The sequence below is a fragment of the Streptomyces sp. NBC_01669 genome (assembly GCF_026339735.1).
Lineage (GTDB): Bacteria > Actinomycetota > Actinomycetes > Streptomycetales > Streptomycetaceae > Streptomyces > Streptomyces yanii.
The window spans coordinates 500,181-510,712 of sequence record NZ_JAPEQG010000001.1 but is presented as its reverse complement, the minus strand read 5'-3'; the positions used below and the strand labels follow the sequence as shown (position 1 = coordinate 510,712).

The 10,532-nt window shown below is 69.2% G+C and carries 8 protein-coding genes; 5 read left to right on the top strand and 3 right to left on the bottom strand.

Annotated features, from left to right (window positions below):
* Positions 1–8 precede the first annotated feature (8 nt).
* A complete protein-coding gene (locus tag OG972_RS02315) occupies positions 9–272 on the top strand; it encodes a UBP-type zinc finger domain-containing protein (protein WP_266978012.1) in 264 nt (87 codons plus the stop codon).
* Positions 273–308: 36 nt separating this feature from the next.
* Entirely contained in the window at positions 309–2,012 is a 1,704-nt protein-coding gene (locus OG972_RS02310) for an FAD-dependent oxidoreductase (RefSeq protein ID WP_266978011.1), read from the top strand.
* Between the two features lie 168 nt (positions 2,013–2,180).
* Here OG972_RS02310 and tkt read toward each other — a convergent pair whose 3' ends face one another.
* Positions 2,181–4,364: a transketolase gene (gene tkt / locus OG972_RS02305; RefSeq protein ID WP_266978010.1), complete on the bottom strand. Its 2,184-nt coding sequence runs from the start codon at positions 4,362–4,364 to the stop codon at positions 2,181–2,183.
* Between the two features lie 756 nt (positions 4,365–5,120).
* On the opposite strand from tkt, the gene OG972_RS02300 reads away from it, so the two are divergent.
* The 3 genes from OG972_RS02300 to OG972_RS02290 are packed head-to-tail and all read left to right on the top strand — an operon-like array spanning position 5,121 to position 7,948.
* Positions 5,121–5,330, top strand: a complete 210-nt coding sequence (locus OG972_RS02300) for a ferredoxin (RefSeq protein WP_266978009.1) — start codon at positions 5,121–5,123, stop codon at positions 5,328–5,330.
* Positions 5,327–6,709, top strand: a complete 1,383-nt coding sequence (locus OG972_RS02295; RefSeq protein ID WP_266978008.1) for an NAD(P)/FAD-dependent oxidoreductase — start codon at positions 5,327–5,329, stop codon at positions 6,707–6,709. Before OG972_RS02300 ends, OG972_RS02295 begins: the two co-directional genes overlap by 4 nt.
* A 12-nt stretch (positions 6,710–6,721) precedes the next feature.
* Positions 6,722–7,948, top strand: coding sequence for a cytochrome P450 (locus OG972_RS02290; RefSeq protein ID WP_266978007.1), 1,227 nt, complete (start codon positions 6,722–6,724; stop codon positions 7,946–7,948).
* A gap of 101 nt (positions 7,949–8,049) precedes the next feature.
* Here OG972_RS02290 and OG972_RS02285 read toward each other — a convergent pair whose 3' ends face one another.
* Together OG972_RS02285 and OG972_RS02280 are read right to left on the bottom strand one after the other, a co-directional pair.
* The gene (locus OG972_RS02285; RefSeq protein ID WP_266978006.1) at positions 8,050–9,642 is read right to left on the bottom strand and encodes an MFS transporter; all 1,593 of its coding nucleotides are present in this window, start codon (positions 9,640–9,642) and stop codon (positions 8,050–8,052) included.
* Between the two features lie 172 nt (positions 9,643–9,814).
* Entirely contained in the window at positions 9,815–10,288 is a 474-nt protein-coding gene (locus OG972_RS02280) for a MarR family winged helix-turn-helix transcriptional regulator (protein WP_266978005.1), read from the bottom strand.
* Positions 10,289–10,532 lie beyond the last annotated feature (244 nt).

Sequence of the window (10,532 nt, the reverse complement as noted above, 5' to 3'; positions counted from 1 at the left end):
AGGTCGCGATGACCATCCCGCCCGACCCACACCTCTCACTGGTCCGACCCGTCACCGCCAGGACCCCGCAGGGATGCGAGGAATGCCTGCGCCGCGATTCCCCCTGGGGCCATCTCCGGCTCTGTCTCACCTGTGGCCATGTCGGATGCTGCAACTCGTCCCCGATGCGCCATGCCCGTGGACATGCCGAGACGGCCGGACATCCCATTGCGCGGTCCTTCGAGCCCGGTGAGGACTGGCGCTGGTGTTTCGTCCACGAAGCCATGGTCTGAGCTCCCCCCTCTCATCCGTCCCAAGGGAAGTGCACTGTGACCGCTGAAACGCCCACGCCGTATGACGCGTACCCGCAATTGACGGACGACCAGATCCAGGTGCTGAGCGCCTGTGGACAGTGGTGGCCGACCGTCGAAGGCGAACTGCTCTATCAGGCGGGCAGACCCAGTCAGGAATTCTTCGTCGTCCTCAGCGGCACGGTGGCCGTGGTAGATGACCATGGCGGTCACGAGAGGACCTATCAGCTCCATGGCCCGGGGAGTTTCCTCGGCGAGCTCGGCCTGCGCGAGGGTCAGGCCGCCTTCCTCAGCGCCGTGGTCCGTGCCCCCGGTGAGGTCCTGGTGGTCGGTTCGGCCGAACTGCGCGACCTGCTCGTCCGCGAACCCGCGCTCGGCGACCTCATCCTGCGCGCCTACTTCCTGCGTCGGACGCTGCTGGCCGGGATGGCCACCGGTTTCAGGATCATCGGCTCCGCGTTCTCCCCGGACACCCGGAGGCTGCTCGAGTTCGCCGCCCGTAACCGGCTCCCGCATCGCTGGATCGATCTGGAGAAGGACACCGAGGCCGAGGCGCTGCTGCGCCGTGTGGGAGTGACACCCGAGGAGACCCCCGTGGTCGTCTGGCACGACGACCGGGTGCTGCGCAACCCCACCGACGCCGAGCTGGCACGGGTGATAGGCCTGCGCTCCGACACCCCCACAGAAGCCGTCTGCGATCTGCTGGTGGTCGGCGCGGGACCCGCGGGGCTGGCCGCGGCCGTGTACGGGGCCTCCGAAGGACTGGCCACGGTCGTCCTGGAAGCCGTGGCCACCGGCGGTCAGGCCGGAACCTCCTCCCGGATCGAGAACTACCTCGGATTCCCCGCCGGGATCTCCGGCACCGAACTCGCCGAACGCGCCGCTCTCCAGGCCGACCGGTTCGGCGCCCGGATCACCGTCCCCGCCGAAGCCGCACGGCTGGAACAGCGGGACGGGTCCCACGTCGTGACGCTCACCGACGGTGCCACGATCTCCGCCCACACCGTCGTGGTGGCCACCGGCGCCCGGTACCGGCGCCTGCCCGCGCCCGGCATCGAACGGCTCGAAGGAGCCGGGGTCCACTATGCCGCCACCCTCTGGGAGGCGAGAAACTGCCGCATGGACCCCGTGGCCGTCGTCGGCGGCGGCAACTCCGCCGGCCAGGCCGCGCTGTTCCTGGCGCGTCAGTCGCCCGCGGTGCATCTGCTCGTACGTGGCGGCGACCTCACTCACAGCATGTCCCGCTACCTGATCGACCGGATAGAACGGCACCCCCGGATCGATGTGCTCGTGAACACCGAGGTCCGGCAAGTCACCGGCAGCGACCGGGTCGAGTCCGTTCTCGTCCAGGACAACAGAACCGGCGAACGGCAGGTGCTGGAAGCGAGCGCCCTGTTCGTCTTCATCGGCGCGCACCCCGCCACATCCTGGCTCGACGCGGCTGTCGGCCTGGACCCGCAGGGTTTCATCCGCACGGGCCACGACGTGGTCGATGTTTCCGCGAACCTCTGGCGCCACCTTGCCCGTGCCCCGCTCGCCCTGGAGACCGGTCTCCCGGGACTCTTCGCTGTCGGCGACGTCCGCAGCGGTTCGGTCAAGAGGGTGGCCTCCGCGGTCGGCGAGGGCGCGATGGCGGTCCGCCTGGTGCACGAGCACCTTCGGGCAGTGGGATCGCCGGGCATACGTCGACACGCGACGAGGGTCGCGACGACCCGAGCGTGAACAACGTGGCAACGCACTTCCGACATGTCACTCCGACAGGTGGTCGTCAGCCGGGAGAGCCCACGCTCGCGGTGGCCTGGAGGCCCCGGGGGCTGTCGTCGAACGCGCCTGCCTCCGGCCGGACAGCGGCAGTTCGACGACAGACCCTGGCTGGTGCCGGGAGGGGCACTAGGCGTGCCGCTCTCCACCGGGGTTCACCGTGCCGGAGGCCGCACGGATGCTGCTGAGGGCTGCAGCAACCACCGCTTGAGGCGTGATGTCGAATTCCTGGTAGAGGCGCTTGTAGTCGGCGGAGGCGCCGAAGTGCTCGAGGCTGACGATGCGGCCCGCGTCGCCCACGATGTCGCGCCAGCCCTGACCGACGGCCGCCTCGACGCTCACGCGGGCGCGCACGGCGGGCGGCAGTACCGCGTTCTGATAGGCAACGGGCTGAGCGTGGAACCATTCCCGGCACGGCATGGACACCACGCGTGCCTCGTACCCTTCGGCGGCCAGCAGTTCACGCGCCTGCAGGGCGATGTGTACTTCCGAGCCGGTCGCGACGAGGACGACGTCGGGCTGCCCGTCGGCACGGTCCACGAGGACGTACGCGCCGCGGGCCGCTTCCTCGGCCGGGGCATGCGTGTCGGTGCCCCGTTCCAGGACGGGCAGCGGCTGCCGGGTGAGCACGAGACCGGCGGGCCTGTCCTGATGCTCGATGATGGTGCGCCAGCAGACAGTGGTCTCATTCGCATCGGCCGGCCGTACGACGTCGAGGCCAGGAATCGCCCGTAGCGCGGCCAGGTGCTCGACGGGCTGGTGGGTGGGCCCGTCCTCGCCCAACCCGATGGAGTCGTGCGTCCAGACGTAGGTGGCCGGGAGCCGCATGAGCGCTGCCAGACGGACTGCCGGACGCATGTAGTCGCTGAAGACGAGGAATGTGCCGCCGTAGGGACGTGTCAGACTCTGCAGCGCGATGCCGTTGAGGATTGCGGCCATGGCGTGCTCACGGATGCCGAAGTGCAACGTCCGCCCGTAGGCATTGCCCTTCCACTCGGCCGTCTGCTTGGCGACCGGGATGAAGGAGGGTTCCCCCTTCATCGTGGTGTTGTTGCTCCCCGCAAGATCGGCGGATCCACCCCACAGTTCGGGCAGGACGGGCGCCAGCGCCGTCAGCACCTCGCCGGATGCCTTGCGCGTGGCCATTCCGGCAGGGTCGGCGGGGAAAGTCGGCAGCTTGTCGGCCCAGCCATCGGGCAGACGCCGGTCGCGCAACCGGTCAAGCAGCGCGGCCCGGTCAGGATGGGCGGCGCGCCACTTCTCATACACGCTCTCCCACTGGCGACGCGCAGCAGCGCCCCGCTCCCGCACCTTCCTGACGTGGGCCAGGACTTCGTCCTCCACGACAAAGCTCCGACCCGGATCGAAGCCCAGCAAGGCCTTGGTGGCGGCGACTTCTTGGTCACCGAGCGCTGAGCCATGGGCCTTGCCGGTGTTCTGCTTCGTGGGGGCGGGCCAGCCGATGACCGTACGCAGCACGATCATGGACGGTCGCGAAGCGTCCTGCTTGGCGGCCGTGATCGCCGCCGCGAGGGCGTCGACGTCCTCGACGTAGGAGCCCGTGTGCGTGAAGTCGACAGTCTGCACCTGCCATCCGTACGCGGAGTAGCGCGCGGCGACATCCTCGCTGAACGAGATCTCGGTGTCGTCCTCGATCGAGATGTGGTTGGAGTCGTAGAGGACGACCAGGTTGCCCAGTTCCTGGTGGCCGGCGAGCGAACTCGCCTCCGATGCGACTCCTTCCATGAGGTCGCCGTCCGAGGCGACGACGTACACGTGATGGTCGAATGGGCTCTCACCCGGCGGGGCGTCGGGATCCAGCAGCCCGCGCTCGCGCCGTGCCGCCAGCGCCATTCCCACCGCGGCGGCCAGCCCCTGGCCCAGGGGGCCCGTGGTGACCTCCACACCCCGGGTGTGGCGGTATTCCGGATGCCCCGGCGTTGCGGAGCCCCAGGTGCGGAGCTGCTTGAGATCCTGCAGCTCCAGTCCGTACCCGCTGAGGTACAACTGGATGTACAGAGTGAGACTTGAGTGCCCGCAGGAGAGCACGAATCGATCGCGTCCCAGCCATTGGTCATCGGTGGGGTCGTGGCGCATCACCTGCTGGAACAGCAGATAGGCCAGCGGGGCCAGGCTCATCGCGGTTCCCGGATGACCGTTTCCCACCTTCTGGACCGCGTCAGCGGCCAGAACGCGCACGGTGTCCACCGCTCGTACATCCAGCGGACCCCAGCCCACCGTGTCCGCGACCGGAAGTGCGAGCTTCGCATCACGCCCCGCAATCATTCCGGTGGCTGCCTGTCGCTCGTCCATGGCGTTGCCTTTCTGGTTGCTTCGACGACCTCTTGGGTGCCTCGGTTCGCCCAGCGCCACAGCGCCGGCCTGCGCATCCGCGCGTACGGGAAGGGAACGGCCCCGCTCCGTGCTTTCACCGGAGACGGTCGTTGCGCGGTGGGATTTCTGATGGCCCCGGACGAGAGGGAGGGGCAGCCGACCTTCGACGCCTGTCGACCGACGCGTCGCGCCCGCAGGATTGGATTGCGGTGAGCCGTACCGGCGCCAAGGTCCGTGCGCGTGCCTCAGGCGCCAGGAACCGCTCGAACCCTCTGGCGCGGGCTGAAGCATCCTCGCCGTGCTCGCCGGTACGGCCGCATGCGCTCACTGCTCCGAGCAAGGGCACCAGCAGTCCGATGCGCAGTCGTCGGCCCAGCATCGGGCTCCCATCGCCGCTCTGCCGTGACGCGTCATTATCAACAGGCGTCGCCGTGACTGAATGCCGCGACATGCCGTTGACGGACGGCTCCCGGCGGAATGCCGGTGAACCGATGGGCTGGGCCGACGAATCGCTCGGGCACCGGAGCGCCGGCCGACGGGCGGTTTGCGGGGGAGGCAGTGTCATCGCGCGCCGTTGGCGCATCGGACCGGTGCTTCCCTGGCGCACGGTCTGCTCCAGCCACTGCCTTCCCTGATCCTTCGGCCGGCGCGCACCCGTACGGCCCAGCACCGTTGGCGTCGCACTCCGGCAGGTAATAGGACAGGGATAACGGTGGCACGGAGGAGTGGACCGGAATGCAGATCGTTGTCGACCTCAATCGGTGCCAGAGTTACGCGCAATGTGTGTTTCTCGCCCCCCAGGTGTTCGAACTGCATGGCGAGGAGGCCCTGATGTTCAGGCCGAGCGTGCCCGACGATCAGCATGAGCGCGTCCGACGCGCGGAGGCGGCCTGTCCGGTACAGGCCATTCTGGTCGGCGAGCCGGCCGGCCTCGGCGCCTCGTGATCGGCGAGGGCCGGATCGTCGTCGTCGGCGCGTCGCTGGCCGGTCTGCGCGCCGCCGAGACGCTGCGCGAGCAAGGCTTCGCCGGATCGCTGACCCTGGTCGGGGAGGAGCCGCACCCCCCGTACGACAGACCACCGCTGTCCAAGCAGGTGCTGCTCGGGCGGGTGCGCGCGCAGGACGTCGCGCTGCCGAGCCGCAGTGCGGTGGACGCCCGGTGGAAGCTCGGTGTACGTGCCGGTGGGGTCGATCCGATCGAGAAGCGGGTGATCCTCGCCGACGGTGAACAGCTCGCCTACGACCGGCTGCTGATCGCCACCGGAACCCGGGCCCGACCCTGGCCGAACGCCGACGAAGCCCGCCTGGACGGCGTACTCACCCTGCGTACGAACGACGATGCGGCCCGCCTCGCCGAACGCCTCGACGCCGGACCGCGCCGAGTGCTGGTGATCGGCGCCGGATTCATCGGTTCGGAGATCGCCTCCGCCTGCCGGGAGCTCGGTCTCGACGTAACGGTCGCCGAACGCGGACCTTCGCCCCTCGTCGGTGCGCTGGGCGGGACACTCGGCACCTTTGCCGGGAAGCTGCAACGCGCGCACGGAGTCGACCTGCGCTGCGGCGTGACCGTCACCGCGCTGAAGGGTCGCAACGGCCGGCTCACCGGCGCCGAATTCTCCGACGGCGGCCGGATCGACGCCGATGTAGCCGTGGTCGCGCTGGGCGCCGTCCGCAACACCGAATGGCTTGACGGATCAGGTCTGGCCGCCGGCCCCCGCGGCGTCGCGTGCGACGCGGGGTGCCGAGCCTTCGACATGTACGGGATCGTCACCGACGATGTCTTCGTCGCCGGAGACGTGGCACGCTTCCCGCACCCGCTCTTCGAGTACCAGATGCTGTCCCTCGAACACTGGGGCAACGCGGTTGCGCAGGCCGAGGTGGCGGCCCACAACATGATCAGCCCTGGGCCACGCAGGCGCCCGCACCTGACCGTGCCCGCCTTCTGGTCCAGCCAGTTCGGCCTGAACATCAAGTCCGTGGGCGTACCGACCTTCTCCGACCAAGTGGTCATCGCCCAGGGCTCGCTGCGCGAGGGGCGCTTCGTCGCCGTCTACGGCTACCGGGGACGCGTCACCGCGGCGGTCAGTGTGAATCGCGCCAAGTGGCTGGAGCACTACCAGTACCTCATCGAGACGGCGGCACCGTTTCCTCCCGCGCCCGGTGCCGCCGACCGGCCCGGGTCGTTCGATCCCGTCCCCTCCGACGTGCCGTCCCCACAGCTGCTCTCGCACGGCCCGACTGTGGCTCTCACCGGTCATCTGCCGGACAGGCACCTGACGCTGGTGCGGCACGAACTGTCCCCGACCGCCGCCCACTGTCGATGAGGAGCCCCACGCATGCCCCCGGACACCCTCTTTGAGCGCATCACCGACTACGCGAACCGCCCCGACCCGTATCCGCTCTACGCGGAACTGCGCGAGAGCGGGGTGGTGCGACAGGACAATGGCAGCTACCTGGTGGGCACCTACCATGAGATCGCCGCTCTGCTTCATGATCCACGGATCAGCTCGGACCTCCGTAACCGAAAGGAGCCGGACCCGGACGCGGCTCTGGCCAGGTCGGACGAACTGCCGCCGTCCTTCATCGGTGTCGACGACCCCGAACACGACCGGCTCCGCCGCCTCGCCATGCGCCCCTTCGGTCCGCCGCACTCCCCGGGACGGATCGACGCCCTGCACGGCGACATCACCCGGATCGCCGAGGAACTGATCCACTCGTTCCACGACAAGGACCGGATCGACCTCGTCGACGATTTCGCCTACCCGCTCCCCGTCACCGTGATCTGCCGGCTCCTGGGCGTGCCCCAGGAGGATGTGCCCCGTGTCCGCGCCTGGACGAACGCGATCATCGCCGGTTTCGACCCCACGCCCGGGGAGGACCCGGAGCAGCGTCGGCGGTCGGCTCAGGAGGCACGGATGGCGATGGCGCACTATCTGGGCGGCCTCGCCGAAGAGCGGCGCGGTCACCCGACCGGGGACATGCTCTCCGCCCTCGCCAATGACGAAGGGCCCGAAGGACGCCTCACACATCGGGAACTGATGGCCACAGGGGTGCTGCTGCTCATCGCCGGTCACGAGACGACTGTCAACCTGATCACCAACGGCATGCTCACACTGCTGCGCCACCCCGACATCCTGGAGCAGCTGCGCGCCGCGCCCGAACTCCTTCCGAGGGCGGTGGAGGAACTGCTGCGTTACGAGCCCCCCGTTCACTTCCTGCCACAGCGCTCACCGCTCACCGATATCGACGTCGCGGGCATCACCGTCCCCAAGGGCGCACCCCTGATCCTCGTGCTGGCTTCCGGTAACCGGGACCCCCTGAGATTCCGTGACCCCGACCGTTTCGACCCGATGCGCGAGGACAATCAGCACTTCGGCTTCGGCAGCGGCATTCACAACTGCTTCGGCGCCCCGCTCGCCCGTATCGAGGCGCAGATCGCGCTCGACGCGCTCCTCCGCCACCTCGTCGACCCCCGTCTGGTCGAGGACCCGCCTCCGTACCGGCGCAGCCCGGTGCTGCGAGGTCCCCGCCATCTCCTGATCGAGCGCGCCGCGGGAGCCTAGGCCTGCGGTCGTGCCTGGCCGGCCACCGATGTGCGGACCCCCAAAGGTGCCCACCGTTTCGGCGGGCACCTTTCCGCGTGGTTTTGGCGAAGTGCCGGTTCTCAGCCCTGCGTGGGCCGGGAGGTGCCGCGCAGCCCCAGCGCCGCCAGGACGGCTCCCAGCAGGCAGAGGACGCCGGTGACGGCAGCGGCTGTGTGCATACCGTTCATGAACGCCTGACCGCTGCCCTCCACCACAGCCGACTTCAACTGGTCGGACATGGAACCGGATACCGGGGCGATGCCCATGGCCACCGCGTCCTTGGCATCTGCCAGCCCGCCCGCGACGGCCGAGGGAACCCCGGCGTCGGTCAGCTCGCCGACGAGCGTGGCGCCGACCCTGCTGCTGATGAGCGAGACCAGCACCGAGGTGCCCAGCGCGCCGCCGATCTGCAGAGCGGTGGCCTGGAGGCCGCCTGCCACGCCGCCTTCCTTGACGGGGGCCTGACCGACGATGGCGTCCGAGGAGGCGGACAGGACCATGCCGACTCCCAGGCCGAGCGCGATGAACGGCGGCCACAACGTGGCGTACGACGAGCCGGTGTCCCAGGTCAGCATGGAGAAGGTCGCGACGGCCTGGAGCACCATGCCCAGCGGCATGGAGAGCCGGGAGCCGAAGCGGCCTGTCAGCGCTGCCCCCAGAGGGGACGCCACCAACGAGGCAAGGCTGAGAGGCAGCGTTCGCATTCCGGCCTCCACGGGCGAGAAGCCGCGCACGTTCTGGAGATAGAGCATCACGAAGAAGATCACACCGAGCATCACGAAGAAGTTGAGCGCGGTGACGATCGTGCCGACGGTCAGCGCCCGGATGCGGAACAGGCGCATCGGAAGCAACGGGTGCTCGACGCGGGTTTCGTACCAGCCGAAGGCCACCAGGATCAGCACGCCGGCTGCGACGGCGCCCAGGGTGCCGGCGGAGGTCCAGCCCCAGGTCTCGCCCTTGACGACGCCGAAGACCATGCACAGCAGGCCCAGTGCGAGAAGGATGACGCCGGGGACGTCGAAGCGATGGCTGGCGCTGGAGTTCTTGCTCTGCTCCAGCACGGCTGCGCTGACGAGGATCGCGATCACGCCGATGGGGGCGTTGACGTAGAAGACGGACTCCCAGCTGACGTTCTCTACCAACAGACCGCCGACGATGGGACCGAGCGCCGTGGATACGGCCGAGACCATGGCCCATATGCCCACGGCCATGCCGAACCTACGCGGTGGGAAGACGGCGCGCAGCAGGCCCAGGGTGTTGGGCATCAGCAGACCCCCGAAGAAGCCCTGTGCCGCCCGGAAGACGATGACGCCGTCGATGGAGCCCGACAGGCCGATCGCGACCGAGGCGAGAGTGAACCCGACGACGCCCACCATGTAGTAGGTGCGCCGACCGAAGCGGTCGCCGAGCTTGCCGCCCAGGATCAGGGAAGCCGCCAGGGCGAGCAGGTAGGCGTTGGTGACCCACTGGAGGTCCGCGGTGGACGCCTCGAGCGCGCGGCCGATCTCCGGGTTGGCGATGGCGACCACGGAAGCGTCGAGCTGGACCATGAAGAGGCCGAAGGCCACCGCCAGGAGTGTCAGCCAGGGATTGGAGCGACGCCCCCGCTCACTCACCGCCTGCGGCGGGCAGTGAGCGGGCTGGGAAGAGTGATCCATGGTGGTGGACGGCATGGAAGTGCCTTGTCTGTCGAGAGTGGTGCCGGAGCAGGGAATAAGAGGACGCGCTGCGCCCCGGCCGCCGAGGGCGGCCGGAGCGTTCCGTCTCCGGGCAGGGGAAGGCTCCGCGGGCACAGAGAAAGTCGTGCGCGCGGTGGGTCGCGTCCCGGGCGGGGGACTGCGGGATCTATTCGGGCGCGGGACGCAGGTGTCGCGCCAGCGAATTCAGCGCGCCCACTGCCGAACCCAGGGCGTCCATCTCACCGTCGGTGAGGGACTGCAGGGCGCGGGAGATGTGCGCACCTTCGAGACGCCGGACCTCGGCCAGCTCCCGTCGAGCCCTGGACGTGGGATACAGATGCGCGATCCGCTTGTCGCCGGCGTCCCGCCGGCGCTCCAGCAGCCCTTCCTCGGTGAGCTGGGAGACCAGGGCGCTGACGTTGTTCGGCCGCATCAGAAGGGCGTCGGCGGCTTCGCGCACCGTGGCGCCCTCCTGCTGCGAGACGAACCGCAGCAGCGCGAGCTGACCCTCAGGTGGCTTGGGCCTCGGGAAATCCCGGGCGACCCGGCGATCGAGGGACCGATTCAGCGCAGGCAGGCATGCCGCGAGCGCGGAGGCTACGCGGTCGATGTCCTGAGCGGGCGTGCGGGAATCGGGCATGCCGCGATATTAGGTCTGGTGTCATAGGTATGTCAAAGGAGGTATCTGGTCCGACAGCTGTGTCGTTCGTACTCCCGTTGTGCCGCTGCCGGGGCTCGGCGGAGCCCTTTCGCGTTGTTGCGGGCCGGGGCGCCGGAGGCGGAGCCGGACTCTCCGACCACGGTTGGGGCGTCGGGATTCCGATCCCCCGAACGCCCTTCATCCGGGTCGGAGCCGGGTCATTTGCAGGTTGATCACGAGCATG